The organism is Kluyvera sichuanensis (assembly GCF_040930405.1).
Classification (GTDB): domain Bacteria; phylum Pseudomonadota; class Gammaproteobacteria; order Enterobacterales; family Enterobacteriaceae; genus Kluyvera; species Kluyvera sichuanensis.
Genome location: NZ_CP162271.1, coordinates 2,846,259 through 2,868,637 on the forward strand (window position 1 = coordinate 2,846,259; position 22,379 = coordinate 2,868,637).

At 57.5% G+C, this 22,379-nt stretch carries 8 protein-coding genes and 1 tRNA gene; 5 read left to right on the plus strand and 4 right to left on the minus strand.

The features are described from left to right. Positions 1-16: 16 nt before the first annotated feature. The 4 genes from AB2B48_RS13775 to AB2B48_RS13790 form a co-directional block, all read right to left on the minus strand. Positions 17-14,737: an Ig-like domain-containing protein gene (locus AB2B48_RS13775; protein WP_368299419.1), complete on the minus strand. Its 14,721-nt coding sequence runs from the start codon at positions 14,735-14,737 to the stop codon at positions 17-19. Positions 14,738-15,523: 786 nt separating this feature from the next. Further along, a tRNA-Gly gene (locus AB2B48_RS13780) sits at positions 15,524-15,597 on the minus strand. An 80-nt stretch (positions 15,598-15,677) separates the two neighbouring features. After that, positions 15,678-16,382, minus strand: a complete 705-nt coding sequence (gene actS, locus AB2B48_RS13785; protein WP_368301965.1) for an amidase activator ActS — start codon at positions 16,380-16,382, stop codon at positions 15,678-15,680. Positions 16,383-16,491: 109 nt separating this feature from the next. Next, complete coding sequence (locus tag AB2B48_RS13790; protein WP_368299420.1) at positions 16,492-17,394, minus strand: LysR family transcriptional regulator; 903 nt, start codon at positions 17,392-17,394, stop codon at positions 16,492-16,494. Between the two features lie 167 nt (positions 17,395-17,561). Between AB2B48_RS13790 and AB2B48_RS13795 the strand changes: the two genes are divergently transcribed. The 5 genes from AB2B48_RS13795 (at position 17,562) to AB2B48_RS13815 (ending at position 22,225) form a co-directional block, all read left to right on the plus strand. Then, positions 17,562-19,040 (plus strand): UbiD family decarboxylase, encoded by a 1,479-nt coding sequence (locus AB2B48_RS13795; protein ID WP_368299421.1) that lies wholly within the window; start codon positions 17,562-17,564, stop codon positions 19,038-19,040. A gap of 12 nt (positions 19,041-19,052) precedes the next feature. Then, entirely contained in the window at positions 19,053-19,634 is a 582-nt protein-coding gene (locus AB2B48_RS13800) for a UbiX family flavin prenyltransferase (protein WP_185670154.1), read from the plus strand. Between the two features lie 22 nt (positions 19,635-19,656). After that, a complete protein-coding gene (locus AB2B48_RS13805; RefSeq protein ID WP_185670155.1) occupies positions 19,657-20,373 on the plus strand; it encodes a DUF554 domain-containing protein in 717 nt (238 codons plus the stop codon). A gap of 53 nt (positions 20,374-20,426) precedes the next feature. After that, the gene (idi, locus tag AB2B48_RS13810) at positions 20,427-20,972 is read left to right on the plus strand and encodes an isopentenyl-diphosphate Delta-isomerase (protein WP_185670156.1); all 546 of its coding nucleotides are present in this window, start codon (positions 20,427-20,429) and stop codon (positions 20,970-20,972) included. Positions 20,973-21,343: 371 nt separating this feature from the next. After that, complete coding sequence (locus AB2B48_RS13815) at positions 21,344-22,225, plus strand: hypothetical protein (RefSeq protein WP_368299422.1); 882 nt, start codon at positions 21,344-21,346, stop codon at positions 22,223-22,225. The last annotated feature ends 154 nt before the right edge of the window (positions 22,226-22,379 follow it).

The window sequence follows — 22,379 nt, forward strand, 5'->3', positions numbered from 1 at the left end:
ACATTCCCATCATTCATCATTTGGCCTGCTTCACCACCACGGCGGGCAGTACGATTGTATTTTGTGGTTCCTGGCGGTGTAACGCAGCCAGTTGTGCGGTGAGCGACGGCGCAGCGTGAACGGTCTCTTTCGCCGGGGCCATCGCTAACGGATTCGCCTGTGGATGCTCAACGGGCACATGCGGGAGGTCGCGTTCATCGACATGTCTTACGCTGAAGGGGCTGAAGGCATCCCACAGTGCATTTTGCCCAAGCGTGTTGGCGCCCGACTCGGCGATATCCCGCTGCTGGCGGGTGTTGTCGTACCAACGCTGGAACAGTACCGCCTGCTCCATTACCGGCGCATCGGCCTGTTCAATGCCATAGCCGAGCATCGCCAGTTTGTGGTTGGCGCGGATAGCGTGGATAGCGTCATGGCTTTCCAGCTCATACACCATCGGCAGAATGAACAGCCCCGGCGTGAAGCTCAGACGCGACGAAGGCCGCTCTGGACGTTTGCCAAACAGATCGTCGCGCCAGCCGTCAGGATCGGAAACCAGCGGCATTGGCGTCACGCCGTGGATCACGACCGTCAGCGTGGACTGATACGTACTGCCGTCAGCATCCTGAAGGGTGTAAACGAAGACCTCACGCAGGGTGGCATTAGCATCCAGGCTGGCGACACGGGAATCGCTGCGGTTGATCTCGTAATGCCAGTTGCCATTGGCATCAAGGCGCAGCTCGCCATACGCCCCGTGAGTGATGCCGTTGACCTGACCAGCGCGACCGGTGTTGTCCGAGGTAATCGCCACCACCGGGCCGTTGGCCGCCGGGCCATCCGCCCCCGCGGTGTCGTTGGCAAACAGGTTGCCGCTATGATTGTATTGCGCCCGATCCTGGTAAATATCCGCGCTGTCCGGCTGCGCCTGCGGCGCATCGTCAAGCACCGTGAGCCTCAGCTCACCGCCGATTTCGCCATTCACCGTCACGCTAAAGGTGATGTGCTGCGGCACCGCATTCTGATGCGTCATCGCCTGGGTCTGCACGTAGCGATAGCTCAGCACCCCGTGGGTGGCATCGCTGACGGCATAGTTGACGATCTCCAGACGGCCAAAGCCAAAGTCCACCAGCCCAGGGTGCTGCGCCGAGAACTGTTGCAGTTGCGCCAGGGTAAAGCTGCGCCCGTTGACGGTCAGGGTCTGCGCCGGATCGAAGGCCGAGACCTGCAGCGTCCCGGTCGTGATGTTGCTGCCGTTGCTATTGCGTAGCCCCTCTTCAGAGACCGTCAACTCCAGCACCGGCTTGACCAGTACCTCCACGGTGACGGTCTCCGTTACGCCGCCGCTGGTCACCGTGTAGGTGTAGCGATCGGCGCCGACATAATCCGGCTGCGGCACGTAGCGGATCCGGCCGTCCGGCAGCAGCGTCACGTTGCCATGCTGCCCCTGGCTCACGCCGGTAACCTGACGGGTAGGATCTTCGAACGTGTCGTTCGCCAGTACGTCGGTCACCAGTTCGCCGCCTTTCAGCAGCGCGCCGCGATCGTCGACGCCGTCGGCCACCGGGTTAACAACAATGGCCAGTCGGCCGCTGGTGTCACCGTTGTCGTTGCCGTCAGTGACCTCCCAGGTGATGACCGGCACGGTGCCGTTCCAGTCAGCAAAAGGACGGAAGCTGAACTGGCGATCGCTGGTCAAGGTTAAGGTGCCTTTGCCAGCAATAACGACGGTGCGGCTGCCGTTGGCAGGCACGTCATAGTGGCCAGGATCGCCGTCAACGGTAAAGCCGGTCACCCGCACGACGTCATTATCCGCATCCGTAATCGGCAGTTGGCCCTGCAAGGTACCGCCATCTTCATTCATCTGCGTGCTCACGTCGTGAGCGACGGGCGCCTGGTTGGTGACCCATACCACCACCGTTGCCGTCTCTTCCACGCCGCCGCTGCGCACGGTGTAGCTGAAGCTGTCAAAGCCGACAAAGCCCGGGCGCGGCGTGTAGACCACCTTGCCCAGCACAATGGCCGCGGTGCCTTCCATCGGCGCGCTGACGCCGATAAGGGTCGCGTTCGGGTTGCTGAAGGTGTCGTTCGCCAGTACATCAATGGTGCCTGGGAAGCTGGCGTGGATCGTCGCGCCGTCCTGGTTCGCGTCCACCACCGGGCTGACGCTGAGATCGAGCGTCTGCGAGGCAAGGCCGTTCTGGTTGCCGTCCGATACGGTGTAGCTGATTTGCGGCACCGTGCCGTTCCAGTCCTCTACCGGGCGGAACAGGTAGTCGCCGTTGGCCTGCAACGTGATCTGCCCCACGCCCGCGATGGTCACGGTGCTGCCCGGCTGGAATACGCCCGGCAGCGTGCCGACGCGGAAATCCACCACTTTCAGGGGGTCGCCGTCGCCGTCATGGTCGTTGACCAGCACGTTGCCGGTCGCCAGCGTATCTTCCGCTACCACCTTGCTGTCCGGCTGGGGCTGCGGCGCGTTGTTCCATACTTCAACGGTCACGGTCGAGGTTTCCAGCACCCCGCCGCTCATCACCGTATAGGTAAAGCTGTCGACCCCAACGTACCCCTGATCCGGGATATAGGTCATTTTGCCGTTAGTGATAAGCACCTTCCCGTGTCCGGCGCTGCCGGTCGAGACGATCTGCTTATCATGGTTACTGAAGCTGTCATTGCTGAGTGCGTCAACCACCAGCGTCTGACCCGCATGCACCCGCTGATAGTCCGGCTGCGCATCAGCCACCGGCGTGACCGTCAGGTTGAGTTGCCCCGTGACCTGACCGCCATCGTGGCCGTCGCTGACGGTGAAGGTGATGGCCGGCACCGTGCCGTTCCAGTCCGCCACCGGCACAAAGGTATAGCCACCATCGGCGTTCAGAGTAAAAGTGCCCATCCCCGGAATGGTGTAACCGCTGCCCGGCAGATGCGGTGCCGTTTCCCCTGACAGCGACCAGCTTACGACGCTGAGGGTGTCCGTCGGGTCGGCGTCATGCACGTTAGCAATGACGTTGCCCGCAAGCACGCTGTCTTCCGGCCCGGAGACCGGCGCAAGCGGCGTCAGCACCGGGCAGCTGTTGGTGACGGTGACGGTTACCAGCGCCACTTCGGTGCGCCCGCCGCTGGTCACGGTATAGGAATAGGTATCCTGGCCGACAAAGGCCGGGTCCGGGGTATAGATAATGTGCTGGCCATCCGGGCTGATAGTCACCCGGCCATGCTGGCCCTGGCTGGCGCCGGTAATGGTGCGATCGGCATTGCTGAAGGTGTCGTTATCCATCGGGCTTTGCAGCGACGACTGCCCGGCATGCAGACTGTAGTTGTCGTTGTGTGCGTCGACCTCCGGGGTGACGAAGATAAACAGCGTGCCGTCCACCGCACCGTTGTTTTTGCCGTCAGTCACGGTGTAGATGATTTCCGGCACCATACCGTTCCAGTCAGCGACCGGGGTAAAGATAAAGTCGCGGTTGGCGAAGACCTGTAAGGTGCCGACGCCCGGAATGTTCACCAGCTTGTCATTCGCGCCATCCAACAGCGTGGTGACATTATTCACGCTCACCGACAGTAGGGTCAGGACATCGCCTTCAGGGTCGGTGGCAGTAAACTCCCCCGCCAGATGCGGCGTATCTTCCGGCGTAATCAGCGCCAATTGCGGGGCCGCTGGCGAGCTGTTCGCCACGGCGATGGTCACGGTGGCCGTTTCCTGATGTCCATCCGGGGTGGTGACGGTGTAGGTAAAGCTGTCTACGCCAGTGAAACCCTGCGGCGGCAGATACTGCACCGTGTTGTCGCTCAGCACCCGCACCTGCCCGCCCTGCGCCGTGATGCCAAACAGCGAACCCGCCACTGGCGTGCCCGCAGTCAGCGTCAGGCTGGCGTCCGGGGTCGTGAAAGTGTCATTGCCGAGCACCGGGATGATCGCCGGGTTATCCGAGTGAACGACGGTGTAATCGTTGAACGCATCCCCGACCGGCAGCACGCCAATGTTCAGCGTGCTGTGGGTGAGGCCGCCGTCGTTGCCGTCGGACACCGTAAATTGAATGGCCGGCACCGCACCATTCCAGTCGGCGGCCGGGGTGAAGGTCCAGCTGCCGTCGCTGCGCATGACCAGGGTACCTGCCGTCATGACGGCGGTTTGCCCGGCACTGTAGGTCACGTTGTCCACCGTGAACCGGGTGAGCGTCAGGGCATCGTTATCCGCGTCGCTGACCCGGTCCATCACGTTGCCACTCACCGGCGTATCTTCTGCAGTGGTCAGCGTGAAGTCGGCGGAGGTCGGCGGGGTATTGCGGATATCCACCGTGACGGTAGCCGTCTCCCGCACGCCGTTACTGAATACCGTATAGGTATAAGTGTCACTGCCGACATACCCGGCAACGGGGGTATAGCGCACCTCGCCGTTTTCAATCGTGACGGTGCCATGCGTCCCCTGGGTAACGGACTCGATGGCGCGCTGCGGGTTGCTGAAGGTGTCGTTCGCCAGCACATCGGTCAGCACCGATACCCCGGCGTGAGTGCTAACGCTGTCATTGAAGGCATCCTGCACCGGTTGCACGGTGATGCGCAGTCGGCTACTCACCTGGCCGTTGCTGTTGCCGTCGGTCACCCGGTAGGAGATTTCCGGCACCGAGCCATTCCAATCCTCCGCTGGCATAAAGGCGTAGTTGCCGTCCGCCTGCAGCATAAAGACGCCCACCCCGGCGAGGGTGACAAGCGTCCCCGGCTGGTAGTGAGTACCCTGCACGGTGAATCCCACCACCCGTAGGGTATCGCCATCCAGATCCTGGTCGTTGGTCAGGACGTTGCCCAGCACCCCGGTATCTTCTGCGCTGACGACCCAATCCGGCTGAGTCTGCGGCGGGGTGTTACGCACATCAATGGTGATGGTGGCCGTTTCACTGCGACCGCCGCTCATTACCGTATAAGTGAAACTGTCGGTCCCTACATAGCCCGCGTCCGGAAGGTAGATCACTTTCCCGTTCTGGATAGAAGCCTGGCCGTGCAGCGGGTTGCTCAGCGAGATAATGTGCTGGTCGGAGTTGGCAAAGCCGTCGTTTTTCAGCGCATCGATGATCAGCGGTTTTCCCGCATGCACCGACACCGCATCCGGGGCGATATCAACCACCGGCGTGACCGTCAGATCCAGGTGCCCGGTGACCAGCCCATTCTGATGCCCGTCGCTGACCGTAAAGGTGATGGTCGGCACGCTGCCGTTCCAGTCGGCGATAGGCACAAAGGTAAACTGTCCGTTAGCCCGCAGGGTGAAGGTACCCATCCCAGGGATCTGGTACGGCACACCAACGTTGCGCGGGAGCGTCTCTCCCGGCAGGTTCCAGCTCTCGACGTGGAGCACGTCGCTGGCATCAACGTCGCTGGCGTTACCCAATACCGATCCTAACAGCGGGGTATCTTCCGGCCCGCTGAGAGCGGTATCCGCCACCACCGGTGCGGTGTTGGTCAGCGTGATCAGGACCGTCGCCGTCTCCGTTACCCCACCGCTGGTCACGGTATAGGTGTAGGTATCCTGCCCAACGTAGCTGGAAACCGGGGTGTAGGTGACGGTGCCATCGGCGTTGATGGTGACCGAGCCGTGCTGACCCTGGGTCACGCTGGTCACTTTGCGGTCGCTGTTGGTGAAGGTGTCGTTGGCCAGCAGATCGCGGGTATCGCTCTGCCCGGCGTGCAGCGTCACGGTGTCGTTACGGGCATCGCTCACCGGTTTGACGATCAGCGTCAGCGTACCGTTAATCTTGCCGTTCTGGTTGCCATCGGTGACGATATAGGTAATAACCGGCACGGTGCCGTTCCAGTCAGCAATCGGGGTAAACTGCCAGCTGAGGTCAGCATTGACCTCCAGCGTCCCCACTCCGGCAATCGTCATGGTTTTGCTCGTATCGTTCCCCATCACCAGCTTTTGACCATCGGCGCTAAAGGAGACCACTCGCAGTACGTCGCCATCGGCATCTTTAGCGTTAAAACGTCCGCTCAGGCTACGGTCTTCTGACAGCGTCTGGCGGTCGTCGATAGTGCCTGGCCTGCTGTTGGTCACCAGAATGGTCACCGTCGCCGTCTCCACCACGCCGGTATAGCTGGTGACGGTGTAGGTGAAGGTGTCAGTGCCGACAAAATTGGCCGGCGGCTGATAGCGCACCGTATTATCGCTCTGCACCAGCAGTTGGCCGCCCTGATCGGAGGTACTCAGGTTCGATCCGGTAACCGGGTGCCCGGCCACGATCGTCACCTGTTGTTTATTGCTGAACAGATCGTTGTCGAGGATATCGATCACTATCCCGTCGTCGGCATGGGTGACCACCTGATCATTTACCGCATCCACCACCGGGATCACGCTGATGCGCAAATTGCTGGTGGTAAAGCCGGTGTTACTGTCGGACAAGGTGTAGGTCGCTAAAGGAACGGTGCCGTTCCAGTCCGCCGCCGGGGTAAACACCCAGCTGCCGTCCGCGTTCATGGTCAGCGTCCCCGCCTCCACCGTCGCGGTTTGTCCGGCAGCGTAAGATTTACCCTCAAGGGTAAAGCCGGTCAGCACCAGCGTATCGCCGTCTGCATCCGTCCCGCTAACCGTACCGTTCAACACGTGGTCTTCGTTGGTGGAGAGTGAAACATCGCGGGAAACCGGGGCGGTGTTGGTCATCGACACCACCACGGTGGCGGTTTCGGTGACGCCGCCGCTGGTGACGGTGTAGGTAAAGGTGTCGCTGCCGACATAGCCTGCCTGCGGGGTGTAGACCAGCTGATTGCCAACAATGCTGACGCTGCCGTGTTGCGGCGTAGAGGTGGCGGTAATCGCTTTGCCGTTATTCTTAAAGCTGTCATTCGCCAGCGCGTCGATAGTGATAGCTTTCCCGGCGTGGGTGGTGGCGGTGTCGTCGGCCACATCGACCACCGGCGTGACGGTGATATCCAGCAGCGCGCTATTGGTGCCGCCCAGATTGCCGTCGCTGACCGTAATGCTGATGGTCGGCACTTTGCCGTTCCAGTCGCTGACCGGGGTAAAGATGTAGTTGCCCGCCGCGTCGATAACAAAGGTGCCCGCACCCGCAATCGTCGCACGCTGCCCGGCGCTGTAGCTGGCGTTATTGACGGTGAAGCCGCTGACCGTCATCGGGTCGCCATCCGGGTCGCTGAGGGTGGTCAGGATATTTCCGGTGGCATTGACATCTTCCGGCGTGGTAGCAACGAAGTTGTCGGTACCCGGCACGGTGTTGGTCATGGTCACCGCCACCGTCGCCGTCTCCGTCACCCCCCCGCTGGTCACGGTGTAGGTGTAGCTGTCGGTGCCGACGTAGCCTTTTTGCGGCACGTACAGCACGGTGTTGTTGGCGGTGATGGTGACGCGACCGTGAGCCGGCTGCGTGACCGCCGTGACTTTATGATCCGGGTTGCTGAAGCTGTCGTTGCTCATCACGTCGCGATCGATCGACTGCCCGGCATGGGCGCTGTAAGCATCGTTCTGCACGTCCGCGACCGGGGCCACCGTCAGGGTAAAGGTACCCTGCGCCGTACCGCCCATGTTGCCGTCGGAAATCTGGTAGCCGATGTCCAGCTTGCCGTTCCAGTCGGCCACCGGGGTGTATTGATAGGTGCCGTCGGCGAGCACCTGCAGGGTGCCGCGGTTGCCCGGCAGCACCACCGTAGCGCCCGCCGTGTAGGCCACGCCGTTCACGGTAAACTGGGTTAAGGTCAGGGGATCGCCGTCGCCATCTCTGTCGTTTTTCAGCAGGTTGCCGTCGATGCGCGGGCTGTCCTCGCTGATGGTGCGCGTGTCGTTCACCGCCACCGGCCTGATGTTGGTGACATCGATATTGACGGTGGTGGTTTCGGTCACGCCACCGCTGGTGACGGTATAGGTAAAGCTGTCCGCACCGACGTAACCCCCGGTCGGGGTGTAGACGAAGGTGGTGCCATCAAAGGTCAGCATGCCATGAGCAGGCTGGGTATAGCCGGTGATCTTCTGGTCCGGGTTTTCAAACGAATCATTACCGAGCAGGTGCGCTGCGGTCAGCGTCAGCGCGCGCCCGGCGTGTATCGACTCACTGTCGCTGACAATATCCACCACTGGGGTGATCGCCACACCCAGCAGCGCCGTGCCCGACCAGTGATTAGTGGCGGTGGACCAGCTTGCGGCATAGTCATAGAAGTTCACCCGGGAGTAGAGCCCCGCCCCACCGACCAGTGACGGATCGTCGGAGTCAGCCACGCGAAGCTGCAAACCGCCGGTGACCGGGCCGTTGTAATCGGCGGTCTGGATAAAGCGCACCTGAGTATCGCGGCTCAGGATCAGGGCGCTGTCTGCCGTCAGGTTAGTCGGCAGGCGCTCCCAGGTGCCGTTATGCAGATATTCCCAGTGGCCTTTGGTCGGGTCGGTCGTGTCGCCATAAATGCCAACCAAAGTCAGCGGCTGGCTAGCATTTCCGCCCCCCGGCACCGAGGTCTGGTTATCCCGTTGGTCACTGTAGCTGCCATCCAGCAGCTGGCCTAGCGTCGTCGGCACGTTGCCATCTTCCGGGAAGGTCCAGGTCGCGCCGTTGAGCAGCGGGCTGTCGTTCACGTTGTTCACCGGCTGGCTGAGCTTAACCAGCTGATCGCTGAACAGCGAGGTGCCGCCATGCACCTGGGTGCTACCGCTGCTGCCGTTCATCGGCTCGGTCGCCGTGCTGGTGGTGTCGCCGTTGCTGTTGTTCTCTACCAGCCGTACGCTGAGCTGATTCGGATCGCCGAAGAAGTTGGCCGCCGGAACAAAGCGCAGCTGCGCCGCGCCGTTCAGGAACAGGGCGTTGTTCTCGCTGCGCGCCCCGACCGCCGTCCAGCTCTGGCCGCCATCGGTGGAGTACTGCCATTCGCCCTGCTTCGCATTCAGCGTCAGGCCGCTGATGGCGATACCCCAGAAGGCATCGCTGCGGCTGCCGTCGGCACCGCCATTCTGGCTGTTATCAACGGTGTCGCGGCTGTCGTCAAACAGCGGTCCAAACAGACTGCCCACCGTGGTGCCGCCAAGGTTTGCCGCCGCGGTATCTTCGCTAATCGCCGGGAGCGTCACCTGAGTGCCGGTAGCCACCGGCGCATCGTTCACCGGCTTCACGGTAAAGGTGAATTCGCGGGTGGTGATGATCGCCGCAGAGGTCAGGTCGGCGTAATTCGCCCGACCCGGATCGTCGGTACTGCTGGTCATGTTTGCCGGTAAGGTCGCCGGACGGCTGCCAGAAGATCCGTTGTCATTGACCGTCACCACCACGCCAAAGCTACCGTTCCAGTCTGCGGCGGTGGCGGTGCCTGCCACATCCGGCAGATCAACGGTGATAGCTGCCAGGCGGCTGTTAATTTCGGCGAGCGTGCCGGTCAAGCGCACGGTACTGCCACCCAGTCCCTGCACCTGCCCGCCGCTGCCGCCCATTTTCTCAATCACAAAACCTTGCGGCACCTGAACGCTGACCGTCAGAGTGTTGCTGCCAGCGTCAACATCGGTCACCACGATAGGAGGCAGGACGATGGTGCTGCTGCCTTCGTCAACCTCGATAGTCGGTTTATTCCCCAGCCGGATCTCAGCGGCATCGTTGACGGAGCTCTGGAATACCAGCGTTGAGGCGCTGCTGACGTTTTTCTCCAGTCCCGTTGCAATAACGCTGTAAGGATCAACTTCGGTCGTCGGGGTTCTCACCACATTGCTGTTGGTCGCATCGCTGTTCAGCCCACCGTTAGCCTTGCCGGTTGGATCACCCTTGGCGTCGCGCAGGCGATCGTCGGCAATCACCTCCACCCGGTAGAAGCTGTCCGCATCGTCGGTATCCAGCCCCGTTATCTTCACCTGTAACTGTGCGAGCCAGGCGTTGATCTGCGCCCGGGTCCCCTCAATCACGATCGGAGAACGATCGCCATCGGTCGGCGGGAAGCCGCTAGTGATAATGGTGACGCCGCTGTTGGTCGCCCCGGAGGTAATGGAAATTGCGGTGTTGCCGCGATAATCGGCAATCAGCAACGGCGTACCGTTCGGATCGGTGAGGCGCACGGTCACCCGCAGACGATCGGTTTCACCATCGGCGATCCCCCCGCTGTCGGTGAGATCCGGATCGTCCACCGAGAAGCCCGGCACGAGGGTAAAGCCATTGCCGACGGAGTTGTCCAGATGGATGACGCTACTGCCTGCGTTCACCACCGGCGTGTCGTTCACGGCCTCGATGTTCAGTGCAATATTAAGATCGGTCGGGGCGGTACCTTGCGGAGCGCCCACCGTGGAAGCCTGCGTGTCGAGACTGACGGTGAGCGTCACGTCGCCATCGGCGCTACCGTTCTGATCGTGGTTGGCATTGAGCGCGCTGAGGTAGGTTAACCCCAGCGTCGGATCGTTCAGCAGTGCCTGAATGGCGCTGGCCTTGCCGGTTAACACCAGCGTGCCGCTGTTATCACCGCTGATGGTCACGCCGTTCATTGCGCTCTGTACGCCATCGCCACCGATACCAAGCTGGCCCTGCGCGACGTGCAAAGTGACGGTCACCGGCAGGCCGAAGGCGTTCGACTCTACGTCGCTGACGACGAATTTGCCGCCAATAAATGTCATCTGATCTTCCCGAACGGTTATCGACGTGTCGCCCGTCAGGATACCGGGATCGTTAATGCTCGACGCCAGCAGGGTCACGGCGCTGGCCGCAATATTGCCGTCGTTCACCGGCACGCCATCGGTGTACCAGTTGTAATCTTTGCCGTCCACCGCGCCAGGTTTCTGACCAAACGCCGGGGAGATGACTTCATTCACCGGGCCACCGTTGGCGCTGCCGGTAAGATTGCCGCTGTTATCGCGTAGACGGTCATCGGTGATGACCTGAATCTGGTACACCGCGTTGTGATCGTCACTGAAAGCGACGGTCAGCCCCGCCAGCGCGCTGTTGATCTGCGCCACGCTGCCGGTCAGCACCAGCAGATCGCCGTTGCCACCCGCCACGCCAAGCCCGGTTACGTTCGTAATGCCAAAGACAACATCGTGGTATTCCGCCTGAGTAAAGGCCGAACCATCGGCATGAAGCAGGCGTACGGTGGTTTGCAGGCGTTCAGTGACGTTGGTCGCACCGCTGCTCAGATCCGGGTCGGCTACGGTAAACCCGGTAACCGGCGTGGCCCCCGCCCCTACCTTAATGACGCCGCCAGGGTCGCTTACCGTTGGCGCATCATTCGCGGGGGTAATGTCGATCACAAACCGATTGCCAGCCTGCTCTTTATCGCCGTCGGATATACGGAAGGTAAATCCATCCTGAGCGCTGCTGCGGTCAACGCCGTCGTTAAGATAATAGATGTAGCCGTTGGCGATATCCTGCTGGGTAAAGGAGGAGCCGCCGCCCAGCACGTTAAAGTTAACGCCGTCGGTGGAGCGCGCCAGGCGGCCAAAGGCCGGGGACTGGGTGACCGTATACTGTACCTGTTCCGCGCTGCTGTCAGGATCGTAAGCCTGTAACATCGCGCTGGTGATCTTCTCATAGCCGCTTTCACGTACCGTTAACGGATTATTGGCCGGTGTACCGCCCGCCATATTCGGTGATTCGGCGCTGACTACCGGGTCTGCCTCCGTCGGCGTGGTCGCAATTTGTGGGCCATCGTTGATGTTGGTGATCACCAACCCCACCGTCGCGGCGCTGAGCGACTGCGCGCCCCAGCGGTCAATTGCTACTACCGAGAAGCTGGTGTTGCGGATCTCGGAGCCGTCGCTGACGAAACGTAACCCGCTGCTGCTGTCATTGGTCAGCAGCGAGGCGTCCAGCTGTAAGGTATTGAGGTCGGACGCGGTGATGGTGACCCAACTGCTGCCGTTGAAATACTGCAACGTTCCGCCCGTCGGCAGGGTTTTAAAGACCATCTTCAGGGCGTTCGCGCCGGTCGCCTCATTATTGAGGGCGTAGTTGGTCTTGCCGTTCAGGGTGTTGCTGTTTTCATACGGCGCGCCGCTATCGGCATCATCCGGGTCACCGACCGAGAGCATACCGCGGGTGATGACCAGGGTTTCACCTTCTGCCAGCACATTGCTGGACGATCCGCCGATCGTCGGCACATCGTTCACCGGCGTAACGAAGACATTGACGCTGATACGCTCAACCACAGGCACCGGGTCACCGTTGGCATTCAGGGTGACCCGCCCGGCGGTAACGGTAAAGCTGGCATTGAAGGTAAAGGTCTCCCCGCCGTCGTGGGCAAAACGGATGTGGCCGTTGTTGACATCAGCCTGGGTGAAGGTCTCCAGCGGCAGTAGGGCAACCCAGGCACCGTTGACCTGTTTTTGTACCGACAGACTCCCGCTGACGTTGGCATCGCCAAGCCAGGTATAGATAACCTGGCTGGCATCAACGCCCTGTAAGGTGTAGCTCAACCCCGGCGTGGCATCGGTGATGTTGCCGGTGCCCGCCAGTACCAGCGTTCCCCCTTCGTTCAGGGTCCCGTGGGTCAGCGCATTGGGATCGTTAACGTTGGTACCGAACACTGGCGAAACCGTGGTCACAACGGGCTGATCGACGGTCGGTACGTTCCCCGGCAGCGGATTCGACGCTTTGTCAGCCAGCGCGATGTTAAAGCGGAATGCAGTCAGCGCGTAACCTGGCGCATCGCCATCATAGACGCCACCTTCACGAATGTTGGTTTTACCGTTAGCGTCCCAGTAGAGATTCAACGCGTGGTCAATCACCTGGAAGTCAAAGCTGTCCTGCTCGTTAGCCGCGGTGTCCCGGTACTGCACGTAGCTAACACGCCCGGCTTTAATATCCGCCACGGAAAAGGTATCGCCGTTCTGCATCCGCTGGCCGTTGAGGGTCAGGTAGCCGTGCGACAGGTTGTTGGTGTTAACCACAAAACTGATCTGGCCGTCGCTGGAGTCCACATCGGTGGCATTGAGCATCGCCGGGGTGAGCACCACGCTGCCGTGCGTCGGGTCGACGGTGGCGGTCTGGCTGCTGTTGTGGTCAAAGATCGGGTTATCGTTCACGCTATCAACCGTCAGCGTGATTAACCCGTCGCTGCTGGCAGGCGTACCGGTGCCGCCCCCCTGATCGGTCACGCGCACGCCGAAGGTATCCTGGTTAACGCCTTCGGTGCCGTCATTGCTGTAGGTCAGTTTGTTTTTATCGGCATAGCTGAAGCTAAACCCGGCTTGGATCGGCTTACCGTCAAAATAGAGCGCGCCGTGAGCAGGCAACTGGGTAATGGTCAGCGTCAGTTGGCTATCCTGCGGGTCATCACCGCTGGTTGCTTCAATATAACGCCCCACGTTGCCCGATAAATCGGCGTTCTGCGGCTGGCCTTCAAACACGATGCCGCTGCCACTCACGCTCGGAGGCTGGTTTTCCGGCTGGATATTGAGCGTTACCGTGACATTGCTCGATTGGTTCACCGGGGTGGCGCCGTCGTTCAGGCTGGCAGAAAAACTGTCGGCGGTATTCTGGTCAGCACCGGTAGCGGTATGAACATACTTCACCGCGCCGCTTATCACATCCTGCTGGGTGAAGACCGAACCGATGCCAACGCGCTGGCCGTTGAGGGTCAGGTAGCCATAGCGCGGCAGCGCCGTCAGGCTATAGACCATCTGCACTGGGGTCTGCGCCCCCACGGCCAGGTCGGGATCGCGGATCGCCAGCACCGAGGCATCAATAACCGTGCCGCTGCCGTTACGTTCCGGCACCAGCAGGCTGCTATCGCTGATAACCGCCGGGTCGTTTGCAGGCGTAATAATAATGCGCTGCGTCAGCCAGGTACTGCCACCGGAATCATTAAACACATAAATATCGACACCAGTGGTGTCGGTGTGATTCCCGAGTTCCCTGTCGGCGGCGGTAAAGGTGAGCTGGTTTAGCCACGCCTGCGCCTCGGCAGCGGTGCCGCTGAAGCTCAGGAAGTGATTGTCAGCAGGCTGAACGCCATCGGACAATGTGCCTTTGGTGCCATCCTGCAGGTAGAGGTTAAGAATCACCTCCGCGGACGGGTTGCTCTGGTCAATCGTCCAGCCGCTAAAATGTCCCACGTCTTTGCCGGGGGTGAGCACCGACGGCTCGCTGACGATCAGGTCGCCCCCGGCGTTTTTTAACGTCGGAGTCTCAAGCAGGCCAGCATAGTCCAGCGCCAGCGTGCGGGCCTCAACGGTACCAACGGACGTTTCCAGCGCCCAGTTCCCGCCTGCATCGCGACTCCCCGTCGCATCGGAGGATGCCGCAACATCGGCATGGGTTAAGGCGGCTAACTGGCTGACCAGCGCCGTGTCGTTGCGGGTAACGGAGCAACCGTAGAGCAGAATATCGCCGTCGGCCGTCAACTTGTCGCCCAGCGCCTGTAGCTGCGGCTGCAGCGTCGCGACATTCTGCGCGGTAATGATGTCACTGCCCAGGGTGATTTCGTCACTTTCACCGTGGCTATAGATATGTATTGCGGAGATCTGCTTTTCGTCCGCCAGCGCCTGGTTGAGCTGACTCAGACCAGAGCTGCCCTCGTGGATAACCACCACTTTGCTGTTTGGTGGTAACTGCGATACCAGCGATTGCCAGTTTTTGATCTGGCTGTCGATAACAAAGACCTCTTTGCCCGCCGCCGGCTGGGCGGAGGCGGCGTGATCGACCGTTACCGGATGGAAGGTATCATGGGCGGAATCATGTGCGGCATCGCTGCCCGTATCGGCATGCTGGGCCGTTTCAGCAATGGCGGCGCCATCGAATAGCTGACGAGCTTCAAGAGCGAAACGGTGTAAACGCGGGCGACGCAATGTACTGCTGGCATTTTTTTTCATATATCCACACGAAAAGCATAACCTGTAAAAATATATTACCCCAATGAATAAACCAGCATATAGCACTTTTTATCAAGCCCACTTAAATAATGGGGGGCTATTACTTAAACATGCATAATTTCATAAAAAAACCTTATAAAACAACCACAAATAAAAGTCATTGTATTTTTAATGGGAAAATATAAAAGACCTTAAAAACCGCCAACTTATTAATAGCCGACGAATGAAATGATATTTCAAAACATTGCATTCATGTAAATTTTACTTTTACTCTAGTCAATTCCTTTGGCATTAACAAAGATAGCGAATTCGATTAAAGATCGAACAAAAACAACCAAGTGAAATAGTCACGAACGTGAACACTAAATGTTAACGGTAACATTAGGCGGGATAGGTATTTATCTGTGATAACCATGACATAACGAAGCACCAGGAAGATTTCATACCGTATTGTTTTTTTACGCAACGCTAAAGAATTAACCACCTGTTTTTAATATCATTTTCGTATTAATGCAAATATTCTCGATTGCGCTACGCGAAAACCAACTCGGCTTTTTCTGAAGGAATTGGTGACAACTTCCGGTATCTGGGGGTTTATTCTTGTCGAATGGACTTATTGAGGCGAGCACTGCGCTTTTTAGAGTGGACGCTAAACCTCAAATAACCGAAAGTACCCAGGACAGAACATCCAGAGATTCACCTGATGATTATTTCAAAAACAGAGTGCTATAGTGGTTGATTGTTCAGGGAAAAATTGAGTTTGGTAGACTTCAGGAGAAGTGAGTCTGGAGCGGGCGAAGGGAATCGAACCCTCGTATAGAGCTTGGGAAGCTCTCGTTCTACCATTGAACTACGCCCGCAACGGTGTGCGAGGAGCATTATAAACGTTACGCCTCGCCTGGCAAGCCTTTAGGCAACTAAGTGATGATAAAATAACCGCTTAGCACTTCGGCTTGCTGCCCTGCGGCGGCAAGTAGCGCAGCGGGTCGATGGCCGTGGCGCGATAGCGAATCTGGAAGTGCAGCCTTACCGAATCGGCGTCTGAGTTGCCCATAGTGGCTATCTGCTGGCCAATTTTTACGTTTTGACCGTTGTTCACCATCAGCTTATCGTTGTGCGCGTAGGCGGTAATGTAATCTTCATCATGCTTAATCATCACCAGGTTGCCGTAACCGCGCAGCTGGTTGCCGACATAGACCACTTTCCCCGCCGCCGCCGCGTAGACCGGCTGACCACGGCTGCCTGCGATATCAATCCCCTTATTACCGCCTTCCGAGGTGGAGTAACGCATCACCACCTTACCGGTAGCCGGCCAGCGCCAGCAGCGTTGGCCCACTGCTGGCCATGAAGATTGCGGAACGGCGGAAGACGGCGTGACTTTCGCCGTTTGCGTCGAGCTGGATTTTTTGCTGCCGGAGGATTTCGCCGAGCCGTTCACCTTCAGCTTCTGGCCGACGTTGATGTTATACGGCGGCGAGATACCGTTAAGACGAGCCAGTTCCCCGACGCTGGTGCCCGTCATCCGCGAAATACGCGACAGCGTGTCGCCTCGCTTGACGGTGTAAACCGAGCCACTGTAGCTGCCTTCCGAATTGGATGATTTTCCAGCACAGCCAGACAGCGCAAGCCCGATAATCAGGCACATTAACAGACGTATTGGGGAAGAGAGTTGGCGTCCTGCTCGCAAAACGAATCCTCAGGTCATAAACGTTCGGGTGGCCTATAATAGCAGGCTCGCGCTGGATGCCAAACCATCAACCCTGGGTGTTAATGGGAAACGGGTAGCCTTCCGCCACCAGCTCCATCACCTGCGGGCACCAGTTTACCGCCGGGATTTTCACCATGGCCGGGTAGAAAATCTGCGGTGAGGGGAACACATCCACGACATAACAGTTCTTAAGCTTTTCAGCGCAGACCTCAGACGACGGCAGCAGCGTCGCGGCGGCAAGCCCCGACTCCAGCCAGTCGAGGATCACCCCCGGTTGGGTGATATGCATAATCACCTTGGGGTTCACGCCCGCTTTACGGAACAAGTCGATCAGCATCTCGTAGGTGCCGGAATCTTTCGCCCGATGCAGCAGCACCAGCGGCAACGCCCCCAGTGTGGCATAATCAAACGGATTGTCAGGCGGCTCTGGCAGACATGTTTTATTGATAACCGCCACCAGCTTCACCGGGTCAAACGACACGTAGTCAAACCCTTCACTGCGGTAGGGGCGCTGAATAAATGCCAGATCGATAGCCCCTTCATTGAGCAGCATCTCCAGATGACTGGAGTCGGTTACCGAGATATTAATTTCAATTTCCGGGTGACGTTGATACAGCGCCAGCAGCAGCGGTTTGAAATAGGACTGGAACAGATGGCTCATCCCAAAACGCAGCTGAAGCCGGTCTTTCTGTGCGATCTCCATCGTTTCCCTGGCGGTATCTTCCACCTGACGCAGAATCTCACAGGCTTTTCGATAGAGAAAAAAGCCCGCTTCGGTCGGCTCAATGCGGTTGCCGTGGCGTAAAAACAGCGGCGTTTGCAGTTCGTCTTCCAGCTCCTGGATACGCTTGCTCAGCGGCGGCTGTGCCATGTTCAGCACCTTTGCCGCCTGGCTTATCGACCCCTGCTCCACCACCCGGCAGAAATACCGTAATCGCTTTAAATCCATGCCGCCCTCGCTGTATATCCGCTTTGCTATAGTTTACCCACGAAGCCTGTTGTTGTAGCCACATCTTTTTGATCTTGCCTGACCAAGCGAAACGGTATTTGCCCCTTATTTCCGTAAGGAATAGGGTTAGCGCAGACATTATTTCCGATTATCAACAGGAACAAACCGTGAAAAATACAACAACCGTTCGCGACCTGCGCTCCGCGCTAGCGTTGCTGAAAACGCTGCCGGGCGAATACGTTGAAACCGATACTGAAGTGGATCCGCATGCGGAGCTATCCGGCGTATATCGTTACGTTGGAGCCGGCGGCACCTGCCAGCGCCCAACCCGCAAAAATGGCCCGGTGATGGTGTTCAACAAGATCAAAGGTTTTAACGACATCAGCGTGGCGATCGGCATCAACGGCTCCCGTAAACGTGTTAGCCACTTCCTGGACTGCCCGCCCGAAAGACTGGGCCATCTGCTGAAAGATTCCGTACAAAGCCCGATTCCACCGGTTTTGACCAATGAAAAAGCCGTGGCTCAGGAAGTGGTTCATCTGGCCACCGACACCGATTTCGACCTGCGTAAACTGCTGCCTGCGCCAACCAATACCGAAGAGGATGCGGGCCCGTACATCACCATGGGTCTGTGCTATGCCTCCGACCCGGAAACCCACGAATCGGATATCACCATTCACCGTCTGTGCGTCCAGAGCCGCGATGAACTTTCTATGTGGCTGACGCCAGGCCGTCATATCGATGCTTTCCGCATGAAGGCGGAAGAGATGGGGCAGCCGCTGCCGATCTCTATCAGCATCGGCGTTGACCCGGCGATTGAAATTGCCGCCTGCTTTGAACCACCAACCACCCCGCTCGGCTTTGATGAGCTGAGCATTGCGGGCTCGCTGCGCGGCCAGGCCGTCGAGATGGTGAAGTGCCTGACCATCAATGAAAAAGCGATTGCCCATGCGGAAATCATTATCGAAGGCGAGCTGCTGCCAAACGTGCGCGTTCGTGAAGACCAGAACACCAACACCGGCCGCGCGATGCCGGAATTCCCAGGCTATACCGGTGAATCGAAAGATGCGCTGCCGGTGATTAAAGTGAAAGCCGTCACCCACCGCCATAACCCCATCTGGCGCACCACCGTCGGTCCAGGTGAGGAACACGTCAACATGGCGGGTATCCCAACCGAAGCGAGCATTCTCGATATGGTTGGCCGCGCAATGCCTGGCAAACTGCTGAACGTCTTCGCCCACTCCGCAGGCGGCGGCAAGCTGCTGGCCGTCATGCAGTTTAAAAAATTCTCCCCGGCGGACGAAGGTCGTCAGCGCCAGGCGGCACTGCTGGCATTCTCAGCCTTCCCCGAACTGAAACATGTGATTCTGGTCGATGAGGACGTGGATATCTTCGACAGTGACGACGTGCTGTGGGCGATGCAAACCCGCTATCAGGGCGATGTCGATACCATCACCATTCCGGGCGTGCGCTGCCATCCGCTGGATCCGTCTCAGGTACCTGAGTACAGCCCAAGCATTCTCCAGCAGGGGATGTCCTGCAAAACCATCTTCGACTGCACCGTGCCGTTCCACCTGAAGCATCACTTTGAGCGCTCAAAATTCAAAGAAGTGGACGTAAAACGCTTTCTGCCGGACTTCGAGTAAGAGGAATAGACAATGACACCACGCATCATCATCGGCATCAGCGGCGCATCCGGCTTTCAGTATGGCGTTAAGGCGCTGGAACTCCTTCAGCCGCTTCCGCTAGAGGTTCATCTGGTCGTCTCCAAAGGCGCAGAAAAAACCTGTGAACTGGAAACGGACTTCCGTCTGGATGAGGTGATGGCGATGGCTGATGTTGTCCATCCCATCGGTAATCTGGGTGCCGCGATCTCCAGCGGTTCCTTTAAAACACTGGGGATGCTGGTCGCCCCCTGTTCGATGAGAACGCTGGGCGCGATTGCACATTGTCTTACCGATAATCTGCTGACTCGGGCAGCGGACGTGGTGCTCAAAGAGCGCCGCCGTCTGGTGCTGCTGGCGCGTGAAACACCGCTCAACCTCGGCCATATTCGCAACATGGCCGCCGTGACTGAAATGGGGGGGATTATCTTCCCGCCGGTTCCGGCTCTCTATCAGCGTCCGCAAACGGCGGACGACATTATTACGCACAGCGTAAATCGTGCGCTGGATCTGTTCGACATCGACGTGGACAACATTCCGCGCTGGGGCGAAGGATCACTGCGCCACGACGGCTAGTGCGACGAAGGAAAATGATCTCATGTTAATCGGTCCTTATGTAAATGGGTCTGCCGTGATTATCGGCGGACTGGTCGGCGCCATTGCCGGGGGAAAACTCCCGGACCGCGTGAAAACGGCGTTGCCAATGACCTTTGGGCTTTGCTCAGTAGGCCTGGGTATTACGCTGGTGCTGAAGGTGAAATATATGCCTGCGGTGGTGCTGGCGATGATCGTCGGCGCGCTAATTGGTGAGTTGCTGCATCTGGAAAGCGGTATTGGTAAAGCGGCTGGCTCTACCCGCGGCCTTATCAACAAAGTCTTTCCGCCGGTGCAGGGGTTAAGCCACGAAGAGTTCACCGAGAAGTTTGTGGCGATTCTGGTGCTGTTCTGCGCCAGCGGCACAGGTGTGTTCGGGGCGATGACCGAAGGGATGAGCGGCGATCCGTCGATTCTGTATATCAAAACCATTCTGGATCTGTTTACCGCCGGGATTTTCGCCACTCTGCTTGGCTTTGCAGTGATGACCATCGCCATCCCACAGCTGGTGATTCAGCTGGCACTGGCAATGCTAGCGGTATTCCTGATGCCGATGATCACCCCATCGATGATGGCCGATTTCTCCTGCGCCGGTGGGCTGCTGATGGTCGCCACCGGGTTGCGTATCTGTAACATTAAGCTTTTCCCGGTTGCTAACATGTTGCCAGGGCTTGTTTTGGTAATGCCTTTTTCCCATTTATGGGCTACGCTGGTTGCCTGAGTATATGGCCCGGCGGGTTTATGCCGGGTCATCATTCATTTTCAGGAGTCGTCATGACAGGCGAACACGTCATTTTGCTCGATGAGCACGATAAACCTTCAGGTATTCTGGAGAAGTACGCCGCTCATACCCTCTCCACTCCCCTGCATCTTGCTTTCTCTTGCTGGTTATTCAACGAACGCGGCCAGTTTCTGGCAACGCGCCGCTCCTTAAGCAAGGTCGCCTGGCCCGGCGTATGGACCAACTCGGTGTGCGGCCATCCGCAGCAGGGCGAAACCTTTGAACAGGCCATTATCCGTCGCTGCCGTTTTGAGCTGGGCGTTGAGATTGCCGACATCACCCCCGTCGCCACCGAATTCCGCTATCGCGCGGTGGCGCCAAACGGCATCGTGGAAAACGAAGTCTGCCCGGTCTATGCCGCGCAGGTAACAAGTGAACTACAGGTAAATAGCGACGAGGTGATGGACTACCAATGGTGTGAGCTTGAAAACATTTTACAGGGATTGCGCGCAACCCCTTGGGCATTCAGCCCCTGGATGGTCAAACTATCATCTCAGGATGCTGCACGCACTGCATTACTGAACTATTGTCGCCAATAATAAAACTAAGCGCGTATCAAAATAATTGATAAGCGCTTATCAAAGATATGCTGATGAATATTTACAGCTTCCTATTTATTCACCGATATCTTATTTATACCTCCACCTTATTAAACTTCATCTTACTCTGCATAAAATCAATCATACCTATTATGTGTAAATAATAGAATTGAGACCCCTCCCGATTTTCCACTCCAATATGATATATAAAATCATACCAACAGTTAAAAACTATTACTCATAACCTAAAAGAAAATCCAGTACAAAGACATTTATAAAAACAATAATATTTCACCCATAAATTAAGGCCGACATAATTAACGCATTTAATATATTTATTTAATCAATGTAAACAGGACGCAGGAGGTCTGATGAAAACATCTTCACCCTACAAGCCATTGTTGCTCACATTAGTCGCACTCAGCCTGACGGTGCTTCCTGCGCAGGCCGGAAAAGGACGCTGGCAGCAGCATACCGGCAAGGGATACCTGATGTGCGACGCCATGTTCAAAGAGCTTAAGCGCCATGATTTCTCAAAGACAAAGTCTGAAACAGCATGCGCCATTTACCAGGTACTCCCGCAGGCAAAATCATTCCGACGGCCGGAATGGAAAAAACTGGACCCGAACCAATACCGGCCGCTTCTGCGCCGTATCTTTGCCAGAGACTACTATCGGCTTGATTTACCAGAAAAAGATCGAGGGATGTTACGACTGTTCGATAATGACCTGTATCAGCCAGATAGTGTTTTGGACTCACTGACTGCTGAGCAAAAAGACAATATTGAGAAAAAAATTGATAGTTTTATCGCCAACGGAAGATATCTGCAGGTCTGGAGCATGCCCCTCCCCACCTGGCTTGAAGAGGAGGCTAAACGCCTTGATATATCCACCGCCCCATTAACCTTTGTGCAATACGCTGGCCCATTTCCAGAACCCGTGAAGAGCATAATTAAGGACGAATGTAAAAGCCTCAGGCTGCCCATGCCCGACATTCTGGCACAAGGACTTATCCTTGTTAACGACAGCCTGACAGGGCTTGAACCGAGAGCAATACGTTCCGAAAACAAACAGAACACGCTTCTTTCAGGTGCCATTCGACAGGCTGCCTGGAAGTCAGATATCTATTTATATAAAGGCACACCTTATTTTATCGATAACATAGAAATAAGTGCTTATAGCTTCAAATACAGGAAATGGTCGTTTAATCCAAATAGCAGTTGTGACATTTTTTATAACCATGGAATTAAATAATATAAGGAATTATTTATTATGACACTTAAATGGCATTCCATTAATAATTTTACTGATACTCTCTATACTATGCTCTTAAAGACGTGCTGATAACCATTCATATCTTAATGCTTTATAGGTTCCGTTTAGTCTTCCTGAATGTCATTCATAAACA

Bases quoted from the DNA above. Each gene is read 5' to 3' on its own strand.
- AB2B48_RS13775 (WP_368299419.1), bottom strand. From the start codon at position 14,737: ATGAAAAAAAATGCCAGCAGTACATTGCGTCGCCCGCGTTTACACCGT.
- AB2B48_RS13800 (WP_185670154.1), top strand. From the start codon at position 19,053: ATGACACCACGCATCATCATCGGCATCAGCGGCGCATCCGGCTTTCAG.
- actS (WP_368301965.1), bottom strand. From the start codon at position 16,382: ATGTGCCTGATTATCGGGCTTGCGCTGTCTGGCTGTGCTGGAAAATCA.
- idi (WP_185670156.1), top strand. From the start codon at position 20,427: ATGACAGGCGAACACGTCATTTTGCTCGATGAGCACGATAAACCTTCA.
- AB2B48_RS13790 (WP_368299420.1), bottom strand. From the start codon at position 17,394: ATGGATTTAAAGCGATTACGGTATTTCTGCCGGGTGGTGGAGCAGGGG.
- AB2B48_RS13805 (WP_185670155.1), top strand. From the start codon at position 19,657: ATGTTAATCGGTCCTTATGTAAATGGGTCTGCCGTGATTATCGGCGGA.
- AB2B48_RS13815 (WP_368299422.1), top strand. From the start codon at position 21,344: ATGAAAACATCTTCACCCTACAAGCCATTGTTGCTCACATTAGTCGCA.